The sequence below is a fragment of the Methylocella silvestris BL2 genome (assembly GCF_000021745.1).
Classification (GTDB): Bacteria; Pseudomonadota; Alphaproteobacteria; order Rhizobiales; family Beijerinckiaceae; genus Methylocapsa; species Methylocapsa silvestris.
The window spans coordinates 2,476,247-2,499,926 of the sequence record NC_011666.1; the positions used below are offsets into that span (position 1 = coordinate 2,476,247).

General features: G+C 64.8%; 20 protein-coding genes. 5 read left to right on the forward strand and 15 right to left on the reverse strand.

The annotated features are described in order from the left end of the window. The first annotated feature begins 34 nt into the window (after positions 1-34). Positions 35-733, forward strand: a complete 699-nt coding sequence (locus MSIL_RS11680) for a hypothetical protein (RefSeq protein ID WP_012591286.1) — start codon at positions 35-37, stop codon at positions 731-733. A 26-nt stretch (positions 734-759) separates the two neighbouring features. On the opposite strand, the gene MSIL_RS11685 is transcribed toward MSIL_RS11680, so the two are convergent. From MSIL_RS11685 to purE, 4 genes are all read right to left on the reverse strand, one after another. Further along, entirely contained in the window at positions 760-1,635 is an 876-nt protein-coding gene (locus MSIL_RS11685) for a tetratricopeptide repeat protein (protein ID WP_012591287.1), read from the reverse strand. A gap of 78 nt (positions 1,636-1,713) precedes the next feature. Continuing rightward, positions 1,714-1,953, reverse strand: a complete 240-nt coding sequence (gene rpsU / locus MSIL_RS11690) for a 30S ribosomal protein S21 (protein WP_012591288.1) — start codon at positions 1,951-1,953, stop codon at positions 1,714-1,716. Between the two features lie 177 nt (positions 1,954-2,130). Next, entirely contained in the window at positions 2,131-3,231 is a 1,101-nt protein-coding gene (locus tag MSIL_RS11695) for a 5-(carboxyamino)imidazole ribonucleotide synthase (protein WP_012591289.1), read from the reverse strand. A 5-nt stretch (positions 3,232-3,236) separates the two neighbouring features. Then, positions 3,237-3,701 (reverse strand): 5-(carboxyamino)imidazole ribonucleotide mutase, encoded by a 465-nt coding sequence (gene purE, locus MSIL_RS11700; protein ID WP_041369023.1) that lies wholly within the window; start codon positions 3,699-3,701, stop codon positions 3,237-3,239. A 338-nt stretch (positions 3,702-4,039) separates the two neighbouring features. Here purE and MSIL_RS11705 point away from each other — a divergent pair, with 338 nt between their 5' ends. Beyond that, positions 4,040-4,642: a L,D-transpeptidase gene (locus tag MSIL_RS11705; protein ID WP_012591291.1), complete on the forward strand. Its 603-nt coding sequence runs from the start codon at positions 4,040-4,042 to the stop codon at positions 4,640-4,642. 95 nt (positions 4,643-4,737) lie between these two features. Here MSIL_RS11705 and MSIL_RS20790 read toward each other — a convergent pair whose 3' ends face one another. The 10 genes from MSIL_RS20790 to MSIL_RS11760 form a co-directional block, all read right to left on the reverse strand. Next, positions 4,738-7,518: an O-linked N-acetylglucosamine transferase family protein gene (locus MSIL_RS20790; RefSeq protein ID WP_083772215.1), complete on the reverse strand. Its 2,781-nt coding sequence runs from the start codon at positions 7,516-7,518 to the stop codon at positions 4,738-4,740. A 362-nt stretch (positions 7,519-7,880) separates the two neighbouring features. After that, a complete protein-coding gene (gene truB, locus MSIL_RS11715; protein WP_012591293.1) occupies positions 7,881-8,780 on the reverse strand; it encodes a tRNA pseudouridine(55) synthase TruB in 900 nt (299 codons plus the stop codon). Continuing rightward, a complete protein-coding gene (gene rbfA, locus MSIL_RS11720) occupies positions 8,777-9,199 on the reverse strand; it encodes a 30S ribosome-binding factor RbfA (protein ID WP_049768158.1) in 423 nt (140 codons plus the stop codon). Before rbfA ends, truB begins: the two co-directional genes overlap by 4 nt. Before the next feature lie 138 nt (positions 9,200-9,337). After that, positions 9,338-11,998 (reverse strand): translation initiation factor IF-2, encoded by a 2,661-nt coding sequence (infB, locus tag MSIL_RS11725; protein ID WP_012591295.1) that lies wholly within the window; start codon positions 11,996-11,998, stop codon positions 9,338-9,340. Positions 11,999-12,235: 237 nt separating this feature from the next. After that, complete coding sequence (locus MSIL_RS11730; protein WP_012591296.1) at positions 12,236-12,940, reverse strand: RNA-binding protein; 705 nt, start codon at positions 12,938-12,940, stop codon at positions 12,236-12,238. A 14-nt stretch (positions 12,941-12,954) separates the two neighbouring features. After that, positions 12,955-14,553 carry a transcription termination factor NusA gene (nusA, locus tag MSIL_RS11735; RefSeq protein WP_012591297.1) on the reverse strand — a complete coding sequence of 533 codons (1,599 nt, stop codon included), beginning with the start codon at positions 14,551-14,553 and terminating at the stop codon, positions 12,955-12,957. A 12-nt stretch (positions 14,554-14,565) separates the two neighbouring features. Beyond that, a complete protein-coding gene (rimP, locus tag MSIL_RS11740) occupies positions 14,566-15,363 on the reverse strand; it encodes a ribosome maturation factor RimP (RefSeq protein WP_083772308.1) in 798 nt (265 codons plus the stop codon). Positions 15,364-15,858: 495 nt separating this feature from the next. Next, complete coding sequence (locus MSIL_RS11745; protein WP_148213081.1) at positions 15,859-17,256, reverse strand: alkaline phosphatase; 1,398 nt, start codon at positions 17,254-17,256, stop codon at positions 15,859-15,861. A gap of 442 nt (positions 17,257-17,698) precedes the next feature. Continuing rightward, the gene (locus MSIL_RS11755; RefSeq protein ID WP_012591300.1) at positions 17,699-18,658 is read right to left on the reverse strand and encodes an alpha-E domain-containing protein; all 960 of its coding nucleotides are present in this window, start codon (positions 18,656-18,658) and stop codon (positions 17,699-17,701) included. Positions 18,659-18,795: 137 nt separating this feature from the next. Beyond that, a complete protein-coding gene (locus MSIL_RS11760) occupies positions 18,796-20,280 on the reverse strand; it encodes a circularly permuted type 2 ATP-grasp protein (protein WP_041369026.1) in 1,485 nt (494 codons plus the stop codon). Between the two features lie 317 nt (positions 20,281-20,597). On the opposite strand from MSIL_RS11760, the gene MSIL_RS11765 reads away from it, so the two are divergent. The 3 genes from MSIL_RS11765 (at position 20,598) to MSIL_RS11775 (ending at position 22,761) form a co-directional block, all read left to right on the forward strand. After that, positions 20,598-20,801, forward strand: a complete 204-nt coding sequence (locus tag MSIL_RS11765) for a hypothetical protein (RefSeq protein WP_012591302.1) — start codon at positions 20,598-20,600, stop codon at positions 20,799-20,801. Positions 20,802-20,805: 4 nt separating this feature from the next. After that, positions 20,806-21,465 (forward strand): fasciclin domain-containing protein, encoded by a 660-nt coding sequence (locus MSIL_RS11770; protein ID WP_049768159.1) that lies wholly within the window; start codon positions 20,806-20,808, stop codon positions 21,463-21,465. 240 nt (positions 21,466-21,705) lie between these two features. Next, on the forward strand, positions 21,706-22,761 hold the full coding sequence (locus MSIL_RS11775; protein WP_148213082.1) for a coiled-coil domain-containing protein: 1,056 nt from the start codon (positions 21,706-21,708) through the stop codon (positions 22,759-22,761). Here MSIL_RS11775 and MSIL_RS11780 read toward each other — a convergent pair whose 3' ends face one another. After that, entirely contained in the window at positions 22,762-23,508 is a 747-nt protein-coding gene (locus MSIL_RS11780) for a YebC/PmpR family DNA-binding transcriptional regulator (protein ID WP_012591305.1), read from the reverse strand. It lies immediately after the preceding gene. Positions 23,509-23,680: the final 172 nt, after the last annotated feature.

The window sequence follows — 23,680 nt, forward strand, 5'->3', positions numbered from 1 at the left end:
TCAGAGTGACATATTGCCTCAAAAGGCTGTTGCAATGTCCGCCCTGCCCGCCTCCGACGACAACCAGGAACAGAACAAGAGCAGGGACCGTTCGCGCCTCATCGATCATTTCAAGCGCGTCTATTCCATTGTCGCCGGCCTTGCGATTACTGAGGCCTGCCGACAGATCTGGCCCTTCTCCTGGGACAGTTTCGCCAATTATCGCTTCTGGATGTTTGCGACATTCTTCGTCACCATCGTCCCGATCTTTCATGGCGGCGACCGCTCGCTCGACCACAAATACCTCGATCACGAGACAACGACGACGGCTCAGCGTTTCAAATTTATCTGGGACGTCTATATGTTGCTGATCACGGCCATTCTTTTCGTCGGAATCGCCGAGGCGATACCGAAGCCGAGCGCGCCGGGAGCGGCGCCGCCTGATCCAGCGCAATTTTATCTATTCATGGCGTTTCTGTTCGCGTTCGACGTTTTCGTGCTGATCGTCGATTACTTAAAATCCGACGCCGCGCGAAAACAAAAGCTCTGGAACTCCTACGCCCTCTGGGTTCCCGTCAACAGTTTGATGGGCGTATTGTGCTGGGCTGCCGCGCATGGCGTCAACCAGGCGGCCACGCCGGGCGCTTCGGCCGTTCCGTCGCTTCCCGTCATCGTCAGCATTCTGATTTTCATCGCGGCGGCTGCCAGAACCCTCGTCGACTATTGGCGCACCGACAAGCTTATGTTTCCATAAACAGCGGCCATCCCCCGAGCAGCGCCTTAGCCCCGGCCGACTCGCGACAAGCCATCCTTGGCGAGTTGGTTGGTCGGATCGAACACGATCGCGCGCGAATAAGATTCGCTCGCCTTGGCGCGATTGCCGGATTTCTCGTAGGCGAGGCCAAGCCCGGCCCAGGCGTCGGGGTTCTTGTTGTCGACATTGAGCGCGGCGTTGAAATCCTCGATCGCCTTGTCGTATTTGCCGATCGCGATCAGGCTCTGCCCGCGCGCGAGATAAGGCGCTCCGGCGAAGGGGTCGCGATCGATTGCATTGTCGAAATCGGTGATCGCCTGCGGATGATTGCCTTCGCGCTGATAGATGAGGCCCCGCGCGTGAAACGCCTGGGCGTTTTCAGGATTGAGCTTGATTGCGGAATCAAGATCGGCGTGGGCCGCCGGAAGATCGCCTGAGGCGCGCTCAAGATTGGCGCGGCCGAGATAGGCCGGCGCGTGATTGGCGTCCGCCGCGATGGCTGAATTGAAATCCGTCAGCGCTGCGTCATTGCGGCCGATCTGACGATAGGCGAGGGCGCGATTGGTGAGCGAGGCGGCCGTTGGCGCAATCTTGATCGCCTGGCTGAAATCGGCGATCGCCTCATTGTAGCGGCCGCTTTTCGCATAGGCGACGCCGCGGGTGTTATAGGCGTCGGCGCTATTCGGATTACGTTGCACGACATCGGTCAGCGAGGCGATATTGGCCTGCGCCTCCTGCGGCGACTGGCTGGCGACTTCCGCGACCCCGGCCCCGCTCTTGATCGCATTATTGGCCGATTCGCAGCCCGCCAGCGCCAGCGCGCCAAGGAGGACGCCAGCGCCTGTCAGGACCGCGCGAGAGAGCGGCGTCGCGCTCCTGCGTCTGGCCGCGTAAGCCGTCATTCGGCGATCCCCATTCGCCGGCCGGGAGACTTGCCGCCCCGGCCCGCTGACTACGTCAAATGATTTCGGGCTTAAAACTCAACGTACGCCGACGACCGGCTTCGGCTTCATCGGCAGCAGACCTTCGCGCTGCATCTTCTTGCGAGCGAGCTTGCGGGCGCGACGAATGGCTTCAGCTTTCTCGCGAGCCCGCTTTTCCGACGGCTTTTCGTAATGGCCGCGCAGCTTCATCTCACGGAAAATGCCCTCGCGCTGCATTTTTTTCTTAAGCGCCTTCAGGGCCTGATCGACATTATTGTCGCGAACGAGAACTTGCACGCAGGAGTCCTTGATGTGACGTCAAGCCATCGCTCTGCGCGACGGACGTGACAGAAATGACGGAACGGGAAATCGGGCGCTGAAGAGCGCCGGACACTCGAAAGACACGCGAATAGCAGCATCACAGGCGGCTGTCCAGAGTTCCGCCCGATTTTCAGCCGCCGCGACCGCGGCGTTCTAGCGCCGGATGCGGGTCACATGCCCCATCTTGCGGCCCGCCCGAGCTTCGGCCTTGCCATAGAGGTGGAGACAGGCGCCGGGCTCGCGCAAAATCGCCTCGAACGCATAAATATCCTCGCCGATCAGATTTTCCATCTCGACTTCGCTCCCATTGAGGAACGTCGCGCCGAGCGGCCAGCCGGCGATGGCGCGGATATGCTGCTCAAATTGCGAGGTCGCCGCGCCATCGAGGGTCCAATGACCCGAATTATGCACGCGCGGCGCGATTTCATTGACGAGCAGTTGCTCGCCGCCGCCCGCGGGCTCGATAACGAACATCTCGACGGCGAGGACGCCGACATAATCGAGCGCCTCGGCGATCGCCCGCGTCAGCAGGACGGCCTCGGCCGCCGTCTGCACGGCGATCCTTGCGGGCGCCGTGGTGAATTTCAGAATGTGGTTCTCATGCGTGTTCTCGCAGACGTCGAAGGCGGCGAATTCGCCGCTCGCGCCGCGCGCCGCGACGACGGAAATCTCTTTTGTGAAGGGCGCCACAGCTTCGAGAATGGCCGGACCGCCGCCAAGCGAGCGGAAGGTCACGGCGAGGTCCGCGCCTTCGCGGACCAGCACCTGGCCCTTGCCGTCGTAGCCGAACCGCCGCGTCTTCAGGATCGAGGGCCGGCCGAGCTGCGCCACCGCCCGCGCCATCGCGCCGGCATGATCGACCTGCATGAAATTGACGGTGGCGACGCCAATGTCGGCGAGAAATTCTTTCTCGATCAGGCGATCCTGACAGACCGCAAGCGCCGCGGCGCTTGGCCGGACCGGGCGCAGGCCCGCGAGCAGCGCCGCCGTCCGGGCCGGAACATTTTCGAATTCGTAAGTGACGGCGTCGACGCTTTCCGCAAAGCGGGCGAGCGCTTCCTCATCCTCATAGGCGGCAAGGGTGCGCTCGCGGCAGACCTCAAAAGCCGTGCTGTCCGGCTCCGGCGCATAAATATGCGCGTGAAGGCCGAGCCGCGCGGCCGCCATCGCCAGCATGCGGCCCAGCTGGCCGCCGCCGAGAATGCCGATCCTTGAACCGGGCGCGAGCGCGCCGGGGGACAGCGTAAACGCCATGGCGGTCAGTCCTCGCGTTCGGGCTCGACCGCGACCGCCTGCGTCTGCGCCTCACGCCAGGCGAAAAGACGCGCGTCGAGCGCGGCGTCCGTCAGGGCGAGGATCGCTGCGGCGAAAAGGCCGGCGTTGACCGCGCCGGCGCGGCCGATCGCCAGGGCGCCGACCGGAATGCCCGCCGGCATCTGCACGATGGACAGCAGGGAATCCTGCCCCTTGAGCGCGCGGCTCTCGACCGGAACGCCGAGAACGGGAAGCTGCGTCAGCGAGGCGGTCATTCCCGGCAGATGCGCGGCGCCGCCAGCGCCGGCGATGATCACGCGAAAGCCCGCCGCCTTGGCGCCAGTCGCGAAATCATAGAGCCGCTTCGGCGTTCTGTGCGCCGAAATGATCTTCGCCTCATAGCCGATCTCGAGCTCGTCGAGCACCGAGGCGGCGTGCCGCATCGTCTCCCAATCGGACTGGCTGCCCATGATGACGGCGACGGGTCTCAAATGAGCGAACAAGGCGGCCTGACGGGACGGGGCGGTGGCGAAGCGAGCGGCATAGACCAAGGAGGAGCGCCGCGCAAGGCTTGAGGCCGCCGGCGCCCGACGAGGAAAAATATCCGGTCGATCGGCGCGCAAATTTAACGCGCGCCCGCGCCCGAGGTCTCGTTCCGAAGTCTTGCGCCAAACTTCGGCCCCAAAGCTGATCGCCATTGGCGCGTCGGCTCGCGTCCGATACGCAAGGCCGTCGGGAATTAGCGCAAAATTCATTGCAAGCGGGCGATATGGGCGCGCGCCAACTCGGATTGGGACTTGGGATCAGAATGCTTGGAACACAAAAATCGGTTTGCCGGCTCATCGGCGCGGCGACCATCGCGGCGGCGCTTTACGCCGCTCCCGCGCAAGCGCTCGACAATCCGATGGCCGCCGTTGGCCTCGCCAATTTCAATCCGCTCGGCGATTTCCTCAATATATTCCGCGAGCCGGCGACAAAACGGAAGCTGATCGCCTGGAGCGGCGACCAGCCCGGCGGCACGGTGGTCGTCTCGACGAGCGAGCGAAAGCTCAATTACGTCCTCGGCGACGGGACGGCGATTCAATATGGCGTCGGAGTCGGACGCGAAGGGTTTACCTGGTCCGGGACCAAGAAGGTGACGATGGTCCGCGAATGGCCGGGCTGGACGCCGCCGAGCCAGATGCTGAAGCGCCGGCCGGATTTGCCGCGCTACATGCCGGGGGGCATCGACAATCCCCTCGGCGCGCGGGCGATCTACCTCGGCTCGAGCCTCTATCGCATCCACGGCTCGAACGAGCCGGAAACGATCGGGGCCGCGGTCTCGTCCGGCTGCATCCGGATGACCAATGAGGACGTCACCGATCTCGCCGCGCGCGTAAAGGTCGGGACCAAGGTCGTGGTGCTGAAATAGAGTCGATTGCGCGGCGCGGCGGCGGATAACGCCGAGGCCAGATCACCGCCAGATGGTGAAGCGCGCCGGTTGATTCCAACTGGCCGCGCGACGCTCTACACACCTATCGCAATCACTTCCATACAGGCGCGATAACGCTCGCTGACGCCATATTCGACCGGCTCGAACCCATGCTCGCGCAGCAGCGCATAGAGTCGCTGGCGCGAAAAATTATGGTAGTGCTCGATCTCGGCCCAATAGGGATTGACCTTGTTGGCGTGCAGCAGGCGCCAGACCATCGTGTCCATATTGGGCATCGACAGAAACAGCGCCCCGCCCGGCCGGAGCAGCGCGCGGGCGGCGGCAAGCCCCTCGCGCGGAAACGGCAGATGCTCCAGCACATCCGCCATGCTGATGACGTCGTAGCGCTGCCGATGATCCAGCGCCTCGATCGACAGGCAATGCGCCTCATAACCAAGCGACTGCAACATAGCGACATTATCCCGCCGCAAATCGAGGCCGACCGGGCGAAAACCCCATTCCTCCGCCGCGAACAGCAGCGAGCCATTGCCAAAGCCGACATCGAGCCAATCGCCGCTGCTGACGCGGCGCGCGACGCTCGCAACGATGCGGGCGGAGACAGGGCGCTGCCGCTCCATGTCATGGCCGACCGTCTGGTTCGGATGCGTCTTCGCAAACACCACTTCGGCCGCCGCGGCGTCGAACCAGCCCTCGGTGAAGACATGGCCGCAATCGCCGCATTCCCGCCAGTTTATGACCGGCGGCAGCGTCTTCTGGTAGAGCGCGTGTTTCGTGCAGTCGGCGCCTAGAACCAGGGGGATATCGTGGCCGCCGCAAAGGGGGCACGACATATAGGGGACCCGCTCGATGGTAGCGGGTTCGGCTGCGGGCCCAGCCGCGTCTGCGACAGCGAAGGCGCGGGGCCGCTCGCCGGCCTCATGCAAGCGCCACATCTGCGTCAAAGCCGCCTCGAAATTGCGCGCATAGCGCGGCGTGTTGAACAGCGGCGAGGCCAATTTGCCGCCAAGCAGCCTGTGACGAAGATCCTGCAGCACAGCCGGATCGCCACAGGCCAGTTTGAGCGCCGCACTCTCATACTCCGCGGCCGAAATCGTGACGAGTTCGGGCAGGCCGACGGCGTGCAGCAGACTGCCGGCGACGCGGCCAGCGAACGTCGCGCCGACACAGGTCAGCACAGGCAGCCCAGCCCACAAAGCGTCGCTCGCCGTGGTGTGCGCATTATAGGGCAGCGTGTCGAGAAAGAGATCGGCGAGGCGGTGCCGGGCGAGATGTTCGGGCGAGGGCAGTTTTGGCGCAAACACCAGCCGGTCGGGATCGACCCCGCGCCGCGCCGCCTCACTGCGCAGATTGTCCTTGACGAGGTCATTGGCCTCAAGCAGCCACAGCACGCTGCCGGGCGCGGCGGACAACAGCCGCATCCAGATGTCGAAGAAGGCCGGCGTCAGCTTGTAGCTGTTGTTGAAGGAGCAAAAGACGAAGCCCTGCTCGGGCAGGCCGCATTGCGCCCGCGTAGGCGTCAGATCGGCGATGCGCCGGCTGGCGTCATTCGGCTGGTAGCAATGCGGCAGATGAACGATTCGCTCGCTGAAAAAAGCTTCGTCGCCAAATGGCAGCACAAAGGGATCGGCGATCACATAATCGATGAAATCGGCGCCTGTCGTGCCGGGAAAACCGAGAAAGCTCGCCTGCACCGGCGCCGGCCGCCGCGCGGCGATCCCAAGCCTTGCGCCCGAGGTAAAGCCCTTCATGTCGATCAATATGTCGACGCCGTCGGCGTGAATGCGGCGCGCCGCCTCTTCATCGCTCAGGGCGTTGATATCAACGAAATGATCGAACGCTTTGCGCATCCGCGCGCCGATCTCGCTGCGGTCATCCGGACCGTGCGAATAGGCGATAATCTCGAAGCGCGTCCTGTCGTGCAGCTCGAACAATTGGGCGACGAGAAGGGCGGTCGCGTGGCGGCAGAAATCGCTTGAAACATAGCCGATGCGGAGCTTGCCTTCCGGATGGCTTGGCGGTCTTGGCCCGAACGACTCAGGGCCGGGCTTGAGCTCGGAAGCAGCAGCGCGCGCGACAGTCAATTGCTGCAAAGGCGTCGTCGCCATGCTGAGGACCGCAAAGGGATTGGGCGTCCCGCCACGCCCGTCGAGCAGAGACAACAGCTCCGCCTCCTCGGCCTCGATCCCGTCCCAGTCGCAGATCGAGCGGCGTTTGTGATGCAGCCAGACGCGGACAGCGGTCAGCTTCGGATCGATCTCGACCGCGCGGCGATAGCTTTCGATCGCCTCGTCGAGCCGGCCGAGCTGCTCCAGCGCCGCACCCTTGTTGGCATAGGCCTGCGCCATCGTCGGACGCTGGGCGATGGCTTCGCAATAGGCCTCGACGGCCTCCGCAAAGGCGCCCTGACCCTGCAGCACGTTGCCGAGATTAAGATAGACCTCGGCGAACTGCGGGCGCAGCGCGACGGCGCGCCGGAACGCCTCGATCGCCCGCGCCGGCTGATGCAATTCCCTCAAAATGTTGCCGAGACTGAAATAGGGATCGGCCGCATCGGGGCGCGCGGCGATGATCTCCTCGCAGGCGGCGAGCGCGTCGCGCGGGCGGCCGAGCCTGCGCATCACATTGGCGGCGTTGGTCGCGGCCTCGACAAAGCCCGGGTTGAGCGCGACGGCGCGCGCATAGGCCTCGAGCGCGTCGGTCAGAAGACCCTGATCTTCAAGCGCATTGCCGAGATTGGAATAGGCTTGCGCGAAATCGGGCCGGATCGCGATCGCCTGCCGCGTGGCGGCGACGGCCTCGTCCCGCGCGGCCGAGCGCGCGGAAAATCGCTCCGAGATTCGACAGCGCCTCCACATAGTCGGGCTTTCCCGCTATGGCGCGCGAGAGGAGATCGGCGGCGGCGCCATGCTCGCCGCGGTAATGCGCGATCAAACCGAGATGATGCAGGCATACCGCTTGGCCGCCATCCCGCGCGAGAATTTGCCTGTAGGCGTCCTCTGCGGCGCGCAGGCGGCCGGCGCGGAACAATTCCAGCGCCAGCGTCAGGGCGCGCTCATCCCCGGAGCGCCGCGCGGCTCCCGTCTCGTCCGCGCGCGCTTCATTTCCGCTAATCGTCCGCATCGTCCACATCCGCGCTACTGCCCTGAGTGCGGACCGTAAAGGCGTGAGGCTTGCGCCAATCCTATCTCCGGCCGCGGGCGCGACGGGAAGGCGCGGATCAGAACGGCAGGTTGAACACGCGGCCGGGGACGAGTTCGCCCTTTTCGACCGCCCCCACGGCAATGACGACGCCGCCGCAGGCGGCATAGGCCGAGCCGTCCATCGGCGCGTCAGCGCCGCGCAGCAGGATGGATTGGCCGCGCCTCAGCCTTGCCGCAGCGTCGCGATCGACGATAACCCGGTGCAATTCGCCGAGCCCCGCCTCGACGCGGCGCATCACGGGAGCGCTCCCGCCCTCTTCGAGATCGCTCATCCTGATCGAATCCGCTTCGAGAAAAGGCCCGACGCGGGTGCGGCGCAAGGTCGTGACATGGCCGAGGCAGCCGAGCAGGCGGCCAAGGTCGCGGGCGATGGCGCGCACATAAGTGCCCTTGCCGCAGCGGGCCTCGAATACGGCCTCATCCGGACTGGCGCTGATAAGGTCCAGCGCATGGATGGTGACGGGCCGGGCAGCGAGCTGCGGCGTCTCGCCGTCGCGGGCGAGATCATAGGCGCGCTCGCCATTGATCTTGATCGCCGAAAAGGACGGCGGCGTCTGCTCGATCACGCCAATAAAATTCGGCAGCAAAGCGAGAATATCCGCCGGGGCAGGCCGCAGCTCCGATTGCGCGACGATGCTGCCGTCGGAATCATCGGTGTCGGTTTCGGCGCCGAAGCGGACGGTAAAGCGATAGGCTTTCTCGCCGTCTTGAACGAAGGGGACGGTCTTGGTCGCTTCGCCGAAGGCGATCGGCAGAATGCCGGAAGCGAGCGGATCGAGAGTGCCCGCGTGCCCCGCCTTCTTAGCGTTGAAAATGCGTTTCAGGCGCGAGACGGCATGCGTCGAGGTCATGCCGACAGGCTTGTCAAGCACCACCCAGCCGTCGACGTCTTGGCGCGTCGAGCGCGGCGCGCTCACTCGCCGTCGCCCGCGGGGCCGGTCTTGGCCGGCGCTCCGGCGCAGCCGGAGTCCTTCAGCTCAAGATCCTGGACCTCAAGATCCTGCTTGACCTTCGGCGAGGACAATAAGGCGTCGATCTTGCCGCTATATTCGAAGCCGGGATCGGCCTTGAACCGCACGTCCGGCGCAAATCTCAGACTGACGCGGCGCGCGATCTCGCCGCGCAGCAGTTTTTTATGCCGGTCGAGCGCGGCCAGCACTTCTGTGACGTTTTCGCCCCCAAGCGGCATCACATAGACGGTCGCGAGCTTCAGGTCGGGGCTCATGCGCACGTCGGGAACGGTGATGACCTTCCCCTCAAGCGCCGGATCGTTGATGTCCGAGCGCGTCAAGAGCTCGGACATGGCGTGGCGCACAAGCTCGGCGACGCGCAGCATTCTCTGCGAAGGCTGGCCGCCCTGCTGATGATGTAACCTGGACAATTTCTAGAACTCCGACGCCCTGGGGCGTTCAGCTTCAGGCTTTACTTAGCCTCGATATGTCGAGGGACCGGCGGCTTGAGCCGCCGGACCGTCCTACAGCGTGCGCTGGATCTCCTCGACCCGGTAGCACTCGATAACGTCGCCGACGCGCATGTCCTGGTAGTGTTCGAACGCCATGCCGCATTCCTGGCCGGCGACGACTTCCTTGACTTCGTCCTTGAAGCGCTTGAGCGTCGACAGCTTGCCCTCATGCACCACGACATTGTCGCGGATGAGCCGCACATTGGCGCCGCGCTCCACCCGTCCGTCCGTGACCCGGCAGCCGGCGACCTTGCCGACCTTCGAGATATGGAAGACTTCGAGAATTTCGGCATTGCCGAGCATGTCTTCGCGCAAGGTCGGAGCCAAGAGGCCCGACATCGCCGCCTTCACGTCGTCGACGAGATTATAGATGATATTGTAGTAGCGGATTTCCAGCCCTTGCTGCTCGGCGAGCTGGCGTCCCTCCTTGTGGGCGCGCACGTTGAAGCCGATCAGCACGGCGCCCGACGCTTCCGCCAGAGTGACGTCCGATTCGGTGATGCCGCCGACGCCCGCGTGAATGATGCGCGCCGCGACTTCGTCCGTGTTGAGCTTTTCGAGCGTCGCGACGATCGCCTCGAGCGAGCCCTGCACGTCGGCCTTGATGACGAGCGGGAACTCCTTGCGGGCCGCGGTCTTCAGCTGGCTCATCATATCGGCGAGCGAGCCGCGGGCGAGATTGCCGCGCGCCGCCGCCTGCTCCCGCTTCTGGCGGTCGCGATAGGCGGCGATCTCGCGCGCCCGCGCCTCGTTCTCGACGACGCCGACGCGGTCGCCCGCCTCGGGAGAGCCTGAGAAGCCAAGAACCTCGACCGGCATCGACGGGCCGGCCTCCTGCCGATTGACCCCCTTGTCGTCGATGAGGGCGCGAACCTTGCCCCATTGCGAGCCGCCGACGATGAGATCGCCAACCTTCAGTGTGCCGCGCTGGACGAGCACGGTTGCGACCGGGCCGCGGCCCTTGTCGAGGCGCGCCTCGATCACGGTGCCTTCGGCCGGACGGTCCGGGCTCGCTTTGAGATCCAGGAGTTCGGCCTGCAGCGCGATCAGATCGGCGAGCTTGTCGAGGTTGATCTTTTTCGTGGCCGACACCTCGACTTCGAGGGTGTCGCCGCCGAGCGATTCGACCTGCACTTCATATTGCAGCAACTCCTGTCGCACGCGCTCGGGCTTGGCGTCTGGCTTGTCGATCTTGTTGATGGCGACGATGATCGGCACGCCCGCGGCTTTGGCGTGCGAGATCGCCTCGGCCGTCTGCGGCATCACCCCGTCGTCGGCGGCAACCACCAACACGACGATATCGGTCACCTTGGCGCCGCGGGCGCGCATCGCCGTGAAGGCGGCGTGGCCGGGCGTATCGATGAAGGTGATCGGCAGGCCGTTCGAGGCGACGATCTGATAGGCGCCGATATGCTGCGTGATGCCGCCGGCCTCGCCGGACACGACATTGGCGTGGCGCAGGGCGTCAAGCAGCGACGTCTTGCCGTGGTCGACATGGCCCATGATGGTGACGACCGGCGGACGCGAGATCAGATGCTCCTCGACGTCGGGGCTGTCGAACAGACCTTCCTCGACATCGGATTCGGCGACGCGCTTGACCGTGTGGCCGAGCTCCTCGGCGATCAGCTGGGCGGTGTCGGCGTCGATCACATCGGTGATCTTGGCCATCTGCCCCTGCTTCATCATCAGCTTGATCACGTCGACAGCGCGCTCCGACATGCGGTTGGCGAGCTCCTGGATCGTGATCGTCTCGGGCAGCACGACTTCGCGCGACAGCTTTTCCTTGGTCTCGCTGACATGGCCCTTAAGGCGCTGGGTGCGGCGGCGGAAGGCGGCGATGGAGCGGGTGCGCTCTTCCTCGTCGCCGGTCGCACTGGCGACGGTCAGGCGGCCGCGGCTCTTCTGCTCCGCGCCCTTGACGGGACGCGCGACGATAACCTTGGTCGGCATGCCAGGACGGCGAATAATGCGCTTGGCGGCGTCTTCTTCCTCGGCGGGACGAGCGCCGACAGCGCCCGCCGGCCCCGGCTGGCCCGAAGGAGCGGCTGAGCCCGGCGCGGCCGATAGGGCCGGAGCCTTGCGCGGCGCGGCATTGGCGCCGGCGGGCGCAGGCTCGCCGCCGGCGAGACGCCGCTTAGCTTCGCTCTCGGAGCGGCGTTTTGACTCCGCTTCCTGCAGCCGGCGGGTCTCTTCCTCACGCTTGCGCGCTTCGGCGGCGGCGCGCTCTTCACGCTCGCGCGCTTCACGCTCGTCTCGGGCCTTGGCCTCGATCTCGGCGCGCTTGCGCTCTTCGACTTCGCGCTCATGCGCTCCCGAAAGGGCGCGCGAACGGGCCTCGCGCTCCTCCTCGGTCAAAGAACGCAGGATGACGCCGGACGACGAGCGCTGCTGCGGCTGCGGGCGCGAGGCGACGCGCGGTTGCGGCTGCTGCGTCGGCGCGGGAGGCGCCGCCTGCGGCGCCGGGGCGACGACGTCCAGCGCGGGCGCGCTTTCGCGCAGCACATGCGGCTCCCCCAGCGCGCGGCGCTTCACCTTCTCGACCACCACCGCCTTGCTGCGGCCATGCGAAAAGCTCTGGCGCACGATGCCAGCCTCGACCGGCCGCTTGAGCGACAGCGTCTTCGTCGGAGAAACGCTCAGCGTATGATCACCGGGGTTCTTCGTTTCACTCATCAGTCTTGCGTTCCCGGGGCTCGCGCCCATTCGAAATTCAGTGAGCCGGAGAGGCCCCGGCCGCGGCGCCAGGGACGCCCGCGAAAGCCGCTCCTGGCCTAGTGTGTCCATTCAAGTTCACGATCTATCCGAAAGGCCGCAACCTTCGGGATAGACCGCACCGCTTGCTCTGCAATCGCCTTTCGGCGACAAATCCATACCTTAACGGCCGCCCCCTGTTCTTGCGCACAGGCAAGTTCAGTCGGCTTCCGTCTCGTCGCAGCCCTCTTGGCCACGCTCTTCGCCAAGCGTCTGCCGCGAATCCGGCGATTGCGCCCGGTATAAAGCCAGCCGGCGGCAGCGGACGAGCGCCGCGACGCTCGCCGATCCGGTCAGCAACGCCGCATGTACCACATTAGACCGCCCCAACGCCAAATCCAATTGATCTGACCGGAACAGTTCGATCAGCGGCCTTACGTTCTCGTCTCCAAAACGGCGTCGCAAACATTGCGCGAGCTTGCGCGCTCCGTCCCCACCGCCGTCGCAGGCGTGGATCACGCCTTCGATCGCCCCGCCCGCGATCGCCTCCTCGACCTTGCCAAAGCCGGCGATCACCTGTCCCGCCTTATTGGCGATGGCGAGGAATTGCAGGCAGTCCCGCGTCAGCAGGGCCTCGACTTCGTCCGCCAGCGTTGGCGAAACGACGACCTTCTTCTTAAATCCCCGCGCGAAGGCCTGTTTCCTGACGGCCTCCGAGACTCTTGCAGCGCTCGCTGTAACCCAAACGCCGCGCCCCGGCAATTTCTGCCTGACGTCGGGAACGACTTCGCCCTCAGGCCCGACCACGAAGCGGATCATCTCGTCCGGCGCGGCCTTGCGGCGCGTCACGACGCAGGTCCGCTCCGGCCCCTTCTCGGCGTCGTCGAAGGGGTCTTCCGCCGCGGCGAGATCGACCGCTTCCACGTGAGGCTCCTGCGTCAGTCCCGAACCTCTCCCTCGAGCTGCGGCTCTTCAACCGCGGGCTGCGGGATGGCGTCAATCCAGCCGGCATGAACGCGGGCGGTCATGATCATCGTCTCGGCCTCTTCGCGGGTCAGCTCGAAGCCATCGAGATAGCCGGCGTGCTTGACGCTTTCGCCTTCCTTGCGCTCGGTCCAGCCGATCAGATCGTCGGTCGCGCAGCCGGCGAGGTCCTCGACCGTCTTGACGTCGTTCTCGCCGAATTTGACCAGCATCGCCGTGGTGACGCCGGCGACCTCCCGGAGCTCGTCGGCGACGCCAAGTTCGATGCGGCGCTGGTCCTGCTCGGCCTCGATGCGCGCCAGATAGTCCTGCGCCCGCGCCTGGATCTCGACGGCGGTGTCTTCGTCAAAGCCTTCGATCGCGGCCAGCTCGGCCGGCTCGACGAAAGCGAGCTCCTCCACCGACCGGAAACCTTCCGAGGCGAGCAATTGGCCGACCACCTCATCGACGTCGAGCGCGTTCATGAAGGCGTTGGTGCGCTCGACGAACTCCTTCTGCCGGCGCTCCGATTCCTCGGCCTCGGTCAGGATGTCGATGTCCCAGCCGGTCAGCTGCGAGGCGAGGCGGACGTTCTGGCCGCGGCGTCCGATCGCCAATGACAATTGGTCATCTGGCACCACAACTTCAATACGCGCCGAGTCTTCGTCAAGCACGACCTTGACCACTTCGGCCGGCTGCAGCGCATTGACGATGAAGGTCGCGGCGTCCGGCGACCAGGGGATGATGTCGATCTTCTCGCCCTGCAATTCATTCACGACGGCCTGCACGCGCGAGCCGCGCATGCCGACGCAGGCGCCGACCGGATCGATCGAGGCGTCGCGCGAAATCACCGCGATTTTGGCGCGGGAGCCCGGGTCGCGGGCGACCGCCTTCACCTGGATGATATTGTCGTAGATTTCCGGCACTTCCTGCTGGAACAGCTTGGCCATGAACTGCGGATGCGTGCGCGAGAGGAAAATCTGCGGCCCGCGCTGTTCGCGGCGCACGTCATAGACATAGGCCCTGGCGCGGTCGCCCGGCCGGAACATCTCGCGCGGGATCATTTCGTCGCGGCGGATCGTCGCCTCGCCGCGCCCGAGATCGATGATCACATTGCCATATTCGACGCGCTTGACGACGCCGTTGACGATGTCGCCGATGCGATCCTTATATTCCTGATACTGACGGTCGCGCTCGGCCTCGCGCACCTTCTGCACGATGACCTGCTTCGCCGACTGGGCGGCGATGCGGCCAAAGTCAAACGGCGGCAGGGTCTCGGCGATCCAGTCGCCGACCTGCGCCGCCGGGTTCTTCTTGCGGGCGTCCTCAAGCGTGATGTGGATGGCGTCATTTTCAATCTGATCGACCACCAGCAGCAGGCGCGAGAAGCGGATTTCGCCGGTCTTCGGATTGATCTCGGCGCGAACCTCGGTCTCCTGACCGTAGCGCGAGCGCGCCGCCTTCTGGATCGCATCCTCCATCGAGGAGAGAACGATTTGACGGTCGATCGATTTTTCCCGCGCCACCGCGTCGGCGATCTGCAAAAGTTCGAGCCTGTTGGCGCTGACGGCCATGATTGCGTCTCCTTATTTCGGCGTCGGACGCAAGGCCGGCGCGCCTTCGCGCGCCAAACCCTGCAGCCGGCCTGATTTAAGCTGTTTGAATTGCGTCTTGACCCCGGCGGGCAGCACCGGCTTGGCTTTGACCGGCTTTCCCTGGGCGGATTTTGCCTTGGCGGGTTTTGGCGTGAAACGGCCCGGGCCGCGCTCGGCTTTGCCTGCGGGCGCTGCTTCGCCGCCGCCCTCTTCCTGCTCTTCGGGCTCGCCTTCCTCGGCGAGCGCCGCCTTGGCCGCCCTTAGCGCGGCGCGGATCAACTCTTCGGTGAGAACGAGCTTCGCCTCCGCAAGGTCGTCAAGCGGCAGCACGGCCTCGACGGCCTCCCCCGGCTTGGCGTCGACCCGCTCAAGCGTGACGACGGCGGCGGCGCCCGCTCCAGTCACGCCCTTGATGAGCCCGCGAAAGCGCTTGCGGCCATCAAGCCCAAGCCGCAGCTCGATGCGGGCCTCCTGATCGAGGGCGCGGCGAAAATCCGAAACGCGGACCAACGGCCGGTCGATGCCGGGCGACGAAATTTCCAGACGATAGGCCTGCTTGACGACGTCCTCGACGTCGAGCGCCGGCGACAGCGCGGCGCTCACGGCTTCGCAGTCATTGACGGTCATTGCGCCGTCAGGACGCTCGGCCATGATCTGCACGGTCATGCCGTCCTGCGCGGACAGCTTGACCCGCACCAGCCTGTAGCCGAGATCGGCGAGGACTGGCGTTGCAATATGGGCGATGCGCGCAGCGACGCCCGTCTCGGCGACAAGGCGCGGCTCGGCCATCAGGGCCGCTGAATCGGTTTCGACTTGCGTGGCGTTCCCCAAGCTCTGTTTGATCCTCGCCTTGCGGCGGCAATAAAAAAGAGCGGGTCCGGACGGGCCCACTCTCGATACGGCGCTCATCCAACCGGAAGATAAACGCTATGAGAAAATGAATAGCGCGAATATAGCCCTCCAGCGCCGGTTGCGCAAGCCTCTGGTCTCCCAACCATCGATCTTGCGCGCGCAGGCCTCGCCCAGAGCCGATTCCCCTTGTTGCTTCGCCATGGCGGTGACGACCGCAACGCAGACCGGGCCGGTCGCGATCACACTCGGCAATTTGTTTCAGCGAGGGCCCGGGCTTGCCGCAGGCCATGGCGATCGCCTCGAGGAAACAGGCGATATTGTCGTGGCAAGCGATGAGCGAGCGCGGCGTTCTCGAGGATCGGGATTGCTGCGGAGGCGGACGGGCAAGACCGTCAGCCCTCCGCAGCGTTCGACTTGATCGCGCGCCGCGCGCTATTTGCCCTGCAGAATGTCGAACAGGTCGATATGATCCGTGGTGCCGAGGATCGCCGCGGCCCCCGGTCCTTTCGCCCAGATCGGGACGACCGCGCCAGTGTGCTGCTGACTGGGCGGCGCCGCAGCCGGCCCAGGGCCGCCCGCCGTGCCATAGGACACGCGCAGGATCTGAGCGTCCGCGGTGATCAGATTATCCGAATAGCCGGTCGGGCTGCCCGTTCCGGTCGAGTCCTCGCCCACGATCTCGCTCGTGTGCGAATGGTCGGCCGTGACGACGATCAACGTGTCGGGATGGGTGCGCTGGTATTTGAGCGCGACGGCGATCGCATCGTCGAAGGCGATCGTCTCGCCGATTTGGCCGCAGGCATTGGCGGAGTGGTCCTGCTTGTCGATCGAGGCGCCCTCAACCTGCAGGAAGAAACCTTTGTCGCCGCCGCGGACGCCGGGCTTCGGCTTGTCGAGCAGTTCGAGCGCCTTCTTGGTCATCGCCGCGAGGCTCGGCTGGTTGACCGGGCGATTATTCTCCGTGCATTTGTGCGGGGCGACGCCCTCGCCGATCGCCGCAACGGGACCGGCCCATTCCGTGGTCATATTGCCTTGGGCAAACAGGCCGAGCACCGGCAGGTTCGAGGGCAGGAGCGCCGCGAGCTGCTGCGCGGTCGTGATCTCCTTATAGCCGAGGCGCGCCGCCGACTCCTCGACGGTCTTGCCATTGTCCGTTCCGCCCGCGATCAAGCCGCCGGTCGCGTCGAAGCGACCCTTGCCGCCGCCGAACACGACATCGACGCGATGATCGACAGTCTGTTCGGCGATCGAGCCGAGGCCGCCGGCGGACTTGGTTTCCGTCGCGCAGGCGGCCATGTCCTTGGGAGCCTGGCAACCCCGGAGGCTGATGTGCGAATTGAGCACCGCCGGCGTCGCGTCGGTGATCTCCGCCGTGCTGACATTGCCGGTCCGCTTGCCGCGCCGCTGCGCGAGTTCGAGCACCGTCGGCAGGTTCACGCCGGGGACGTTGAGGGCCGTGCTCGGCCCCTGCGAAATGCGTTCGTCGACCGTCTTCGCGCCCGTCGCCCACATCGAGCCGGTGGAGGCCGAATCCGGATCATAGTCGGGCAGATAATTCGGGCCCGGGCCAGGCTTCAGCGACCAGGTCGTCTGGAATCCCGTGAAAGGCAGGTCGTCGACGTTGAGCCGCCCCGCCGCTCCATAGCGGTAATAGCGCGCCGCGGTCACTTCCTGGACGCCCATGCCGTCGCCCAGGAAGAAAATCACGTTCTTGGCCTTCTTTCCGCTAAGTTCGGCGCGGATCGCAGCCGTGCGGGCCACTTCGTCGCCGAATGCGAACGGAGCGCCGAGCCCGAGCAGCAAAGCTGCTCCGACGACTGACTGAGTCATTTCCTTCATCAATTCCCCCCGGGATATCCCGACAATTCACCCTCAGGATCCCGGCAGGCTCTCGCGCCATGCCGGCCTGAGGAGAGGCGCGCCGTCAACCCGCGTTTGGCAGGAGCGCGCGTGGAGTTTTGCTACAGCCTCCAGATGGCGTCCGCACGACAATGACCGGCCATCGCCCAGGCTTCGGAGTCGAATGCGCAGCAGCAGATATCCGCCGCTTCGCAGCGCGGGACCTGCCGCCGATTGGATGGGAAAAGTCTTGAACCGCTCGATGGGCGATCGAAGGTCTGCGGAGGAAGCCGCAAGAAGCCGATCTGCTTCGCCGCCGCCGGCATACCGGCGAGCGATGGTTTCAGCGAATCAGACTGGAGCTTCTGTCAAACGCCGGCGGATCGGCCGCATTCGCCTTCATGACGTTGGTCGGTTCGATCCAGGTCACGACCTAATATTGCAAATATTGCTCCGAGATGGTGTGGCCGAGCCGGTCATTGTCCTGCACGAATCCGGTCAGGAACTCGTGCAGCCCCATCTTGAATATTTCGCTGGTCGACGCGCTTTCCAGCCGCTGCATGATGGCGTGGGCCTGTTTCTGCGAAGGTCCCGGCTTGCCATAGGCCTTGGCGATGGCGTCGAGGAAATAGACGATATTGTCATAGCAGGCGATCAGCGAACGCGGCATTTCGAGTTTCAGGATCAATAGATCGGCGATCAGCCAGGGCTTCACATTTTCGCGGTACACCCAGTGATAGGCGGTCAGCGCCGACACCGCGCGAAGAATCGCCGTCCACTGAAAATAGTCGAGCGAACCGCCGACCGCCTCGTTTTCCGGCAGCAGCACGTGATACTTAACGTCGAGAATGCGCGCCGTATTGTCCGCGCGCTCGATGAAAAGGCCGAGCCGCGAAAACCAGAAGGCGTCGTTGCGCAGCATGGTGCGATAGGCCGAGCCGTCGTAGTCGAGCGAGGTCTTCTTGACGAAATCGAGGAAACGCGAGAGTTCGCGCCGGTCGTAAAATCCGCGCGAGGCGTTGTTCGCCTCGAAGCGTTTGAGCTCGATCCAGGCGCCGTTGATCGCGTCCCACATCTCGACCGTCAAGGCGGTGCGGACGGCCCGCGCGTTGGTGCGCGCGAGTTCGATGCAATTGCGGATCGAAGACGGATTGTCGGCGGCGAAGGTCAGATATTCGACGACGCTCTGCTCTTCAGCGGCGCCCCGCGTCTCCCGGAACCCGGCCGCGGCGCCCGAGGATTCGAGCGCGCTTTCCCATTCCGTTCCGGTCCCGGAATAATTCGTCGGAAGGGTGGCGAGGCGCTGCGTCGCCTCGACGATGCGGGCGAGAAAATCGGCGCGCTCAACGTAGCGGGCGAGCCAATAAAGATGATCAGCTGTGCGGGAAAGCATTGCCTGGCTTTGAGCCTCTGTTGGGATCCGGCGAGCGCTCGATCCTTGAAGGTTCGGGCGGGGATTTGGCGAGACGCTTGCGATATGGGCCAACGGGATGTCGCCTTGAGGGCAAGACCCCGTCGGGCGGCAGATTCTTAAGATTGCGTTTGGGTCTGGCTCTGGCTTTGGCCTTGATAACCCTGACTCTGGCTCTGGCTTTGGAAGGATTGCTGCGGATCGAAGATGGAATCATCGACGACCCAGGTATCCTTCGTGCCGCCGCCCTGGCTCGAATTGACGACGAGCGAATTCTCGATCAGCGCCACCCGCGTCAAGCCGCCCGGCACGACGCGGACGCCATTCGTCCCGGTGAGAATGAACGGCCTCAGATCGACATGGCGCGGCGCGATGCCGGTGTCGAAGAAGGTCGGCGTGGTGGAGAGCGCCAGCGTCGGCTGGGCGATGAAATTATTGGGGTCTTTGGCGAGTTTTGCGGCGAAGGCTTCGATCTGCGCCTTGGTGGCGCGCGGGCCGACGAGCATGCCATAGCCGCCCGAGCCATTGACCTCCTTGACGACGAGATCGCCGAGATTGGCGAGCACATGGCGCAGCGCCTCGGGCTCGCGGCAGCGCCACGTCGGCACATTCTTCAACAGCGCCTTCTCGCCGAGAAAGAACTCGATGATCTCCGGCATGTAAGTGTAGATCGCCTTGTCGTCGGCGACGCCGGTGCCGACGGCGTTGGCCAAGGTGACATTGCCGGCGTGATAGGCCCGCATCAGTCCCGGCACGCCCAGCACGGAATCGGGATGAAACACTTCCGGATCGAGGAATTTATCGTCAATGCGCCGGTACAGCACGTCGACCTGCCGCGGCCCCTGCGTGGTGCGCATGAACAGCTTATCGCTCTCGACGAACAAATCGCGTCCTTCGACCAGTTCGACGCCAAGCTTGTCGGCAAGGAAGGAGTGCTCGTAATAGGCCGAGTTGAATCGTCCTGGCGTCAGCAGGGCGATGGTCGCCTGGCTCTCTCCATGGGGCGCGACCGAGCGCAGCGCCGCGAGCAGAACGTCGGGATAGTTCTCGATCGGCGCGACGCGATGCTCGGCGAACAGATCCGGCATCAGCCGCATCATCACCTCACGGTTCTCCAGCATATAGGAGACGCCGGAGGGCGTGCGCACATTATCCTCGAGCACGTAGAAATCATCTTCGTCGGTGCGCACGACGTCGATGCCCGCGATCTGCACGTAAATGTCATGGGGCACGGGCCGCCCGACCATCTCGGGGCGGAACTCGGGATTGTTCAGAATGAGGTCGGCCGGAATCTTGCCGGATTTGATGATCTCCTGCGCCCCATAAACGTCCTTCAAAAAGGCGTTCAGCGCCTTGACGCGCTGGAGCAGCCCGGCCTCGAGCCTTGTCCATTCCGAGCGCAGCATGATGCGCGGGATGATGTCGAAGGGAATGAGACGCTCGCCAGCGTCCTTCTCGCCATAGACGGCGAAGGTGATGCCCATGCGGCGAAACAGCAGTTCGGCCTGCGCGCGCCGCGAGGACAGATGCTCCATCGGCGTCGCCTCCAGCCAGCGGGCGATCTTGCCGTAGACGGGGCGAATCTTGCCGCCGTCCAGGGTCATTTCATCGAAATAGCGCCCATCTCCCAAAATGTTTGGCTCCTAGCTGAGGACGTCTGGCGGCGGCCGAACCGTCAAAGCATTTTGCATACCAGAGGTAAAGCGCTGGCGACGCCGCTCATTCTAACCGAACCTCGGAAGGGGCATAGCGCGCCTGCGCAAATGTAGTGAATAAATCCCACGGCTCACTTGACCCAATTCGGGACTGCGATGGTTAATAAATTGGAAACTCTCGCGCGCTAAGCATGGCTCCGCCGCCGCGAATCACGCGTTTCGATCCGGCGGCGCAGCAAACTCGCGCAAAGGTCGCAGGAGGTCCCATGTCGTTCGACCAGATCGCCATCGCCATGAGCCGCGCGCTTCCGCAGCAGGGGGCGGAAGGAAATTCGCTGGCGCAGATCGTTCGGCTCGGGGCGATCGTCATCATCGCCGCGCTGTCGATCGCGACCGCCGCGGCGCTGCGGGAAACGCCGAGCGACGCGCCGCAGCTTTCGCTCGCAGCCCTCCCCGCCTCCGCTCGCTAGAATCTTGCCGCAACGATTTTTTCGCGCCGGACAATTGCTGGCCCTTCTTGTCGTACTGGCGGCGCCTGTCGCGGTTGCGATGGAGGCAGGCGCGCAAACCGCGCAGCAGCCGGCCGAACCGCCGCCGCCTGAATCCGAGCCGGTCGCAGCGCCGCAGAAATTCGAGCTTTCAGTCGAGGTCGGCGGCGCGCCGGTGGCGGCGTCGAACGCCATTGGCCAAAGCCTCGCGAGCTCAAAAGAGTTTTCGAAATTTTCCGCCGCTGTTGGCGCCGCCGGGCTTGACGAAGTCTTTGCCGGATCGGCGCCCTTGACCGTCTTCGCCCCGCTCGACAAGGGCTTCCCGGCCCTGCCGAAGGATCTTGCGCGGGTTCTGACGGAGCCGCCCGCCAGCAAGGAGAGCGCCGCGCTTTTGCGACGCATCGTCTTCTATCACGCCCTGGCCGGAAAGATTTCCGCGGCCAATCTGATCGACGCCATTCGTCGCGGCGGCGGCGCGGCCCGATTTACGACGCTGGAAGGGGAAGAGCTGACCTTCCGGCAAAACGGCCTAAGGATCGAGATTACGGACGCACGGGGCGCAAAGGCTTTGGTGGCGATCTCCGACGTCTCCCAGAAAAACGGCGTCATCCACGTCATCGACGCCCTGCTTCTGCCGAAAAGCTGAGCAATACGCCTGCCGCGCTTTGGCGAGCGGCGCGGGCTCGCTCAAATTCGCGCCGTTTGCGTCGGCGAGACCGCTTCGTCGAAAATCGGGCCGCAGGCAGCTCAATTGCGCGCAACGTCACATTGCCGCTGCGTTTGAAGCGGATCGTCTCTCGCATACGGTTTGTTTTCATATTATCCCATAAACTATAGCCGTCTTTCGCAGTCAGCGGGACGAGGTGCTGGTTTGATCGAACAGGCGATGGCATTCGCGTTGGGTTTTGCGATTGCGGGGCTTCTGGCCCTCGCGATCGCGCCCGCCTTCTGGCGACGCGCCATCCGGCTGTCGACGCGCCGGCTCGAAATGCTGGTGCCGCTCTCGACCCGGGAGATCATCGCCGAACGCGATCTCTTGCGGGCGCAGTTTGCCGTCGAACGACGAATCATCGAGCAGCGCGCCGCGCAGATTGCCTCGCTGCGCGGGGCCGATATGGCGGAACTTGGCCGCCGCGCCGAGCAGATCGTCGAAGGGAGCGAAAAGTTCGCCGAACTGGCCGCAAAATACGCCGCCCAGGGCGCTGAATTGTCGGCGGCGCTGCGCGCCCTTGACGAGGCCAAGGCGGAGCTCGCCGTCGCCGGCTCCGCCCTCTATGGCGCGGAGGGGCTTTTGCAGCGCAAGCACGCCGATCTCGTCGACGCGACGCTTGAAGCGCGAAAGTTGCGCGCGTCCGACCAGGGCAAAACCGCGATCATCGCCGATTATGAAGCGGAGATCGCCATGCGGCAGCGCCACCTTGCGGCGGCGCGCGACGATGTCGCGACGCTGCGCGAGACGCTGGCGACGCTGGGGCTCGAACGCGACGCAAGTCTCGCGGCCCTCAAGGCGGCCGCGGCTCAGCTCGCCGATCGCGACGAGGCGCTGAAAGCGGCCGAGAGCCGGGAAGCCGAGCTGCAGCGGCGGCGCAAACGGCAGACCGAGACCGCGCGCGCGGCCGAGCGCCGGATGTTCGAGAAGATCGCCCGAGTCGGCGCCGCCGAATCCGCCGCGCGCCAGCAGCTCGCAGCCGAACGCCAACGCGCCGACAACCTCGCCCAGGAGCTGGAGACGACGCGGCGCCTCTCCGCCGCGAGAGACGGCGCCCCGGCCGCGACCGAACGCGAGGAAAACGCGGTCTTACGCCAGAATATCAATGAGATCGGCGCAGCGATCATCCGCATGGCGGCGATCGCGCACGACGGCGCGAAGGCGCCCTTCGACGACGGGGCTGAGGCGCCGGGCCGCGCTCACGCAAAGCCCAATGTCGTGACGTCGAACTAATCAAGCCTCCAGCTTTGCCAGCACCGCCTCGGACACTTCGTAATTGGCGTAGACATTCTGCACGTCGTCATTGTCCTCAAGGAGGCCAATCAGGCGCAGAACCTTTTCGCCCGTTTCGTCGTCGAGGCTGATCGTATTCTGCGGCTTCCAGATGAGGCTCGCCCGCGTCGGCTCGCCGAATTTCGCTTCAAGCGCCAAAGCGACGTCGCGCAGCATTTCCAGCGAGGTCAGCACCTCATGGCCCTCTTCGCCTGACAGCACGTCCTCGGCGCCGGCCTCGATCGCGGCCTCAAGCATCGCCTCCTCAGAGCCGACTTTCGCCGGAAATTCGATGCGACCGATGTGGTCGAACATGAAGGACACCGCGCCCGTTTCGGCGAGCGCGCCGCCGACCTTGGTGAAGTAGGAGCGTATTTCACCCGCCGTGCGGTTGCGGTTGTCGGTCAGGGCCTCGACGATGACGGCGACGCCGCCGGGACCGTAGCCCTCATAGCGCACCTCGTCGTAATTTTCGGCGTCGGCGCCGGACGCTTTCTTGATGGCGCGCTCGATATTGTCCTTCGGCATGTTTTCGACGCGCGCGGCGATGACGGCGGCGCGCAAACGCGCATTCATATTGGGATCGGGCAGGCCGAGTTTCGCGGCGACGGTGATTTCGCGCGCGAGCTTGGAGAAGAGCTTGGAGCGGATCGCGTCCTGCTTGCCCTTCTTATGCATGATGTTCTTGAACTGGCTATGTCCGGCCATGTCCCGTCGTTCCCCTCAAAATGCGCGCCCGTCCGACCGCCGCGGACAGCCAATGCGCATTCGCGCCACGGCCTAACGCCTTGTTTCGACGCCTCCCAGGCGTGCGAAAAAACCCTCCGGCGAGCGGAGGGCAAGCATATAGGCCGGGACGAAGCGGAAATAAAGCCCGTGA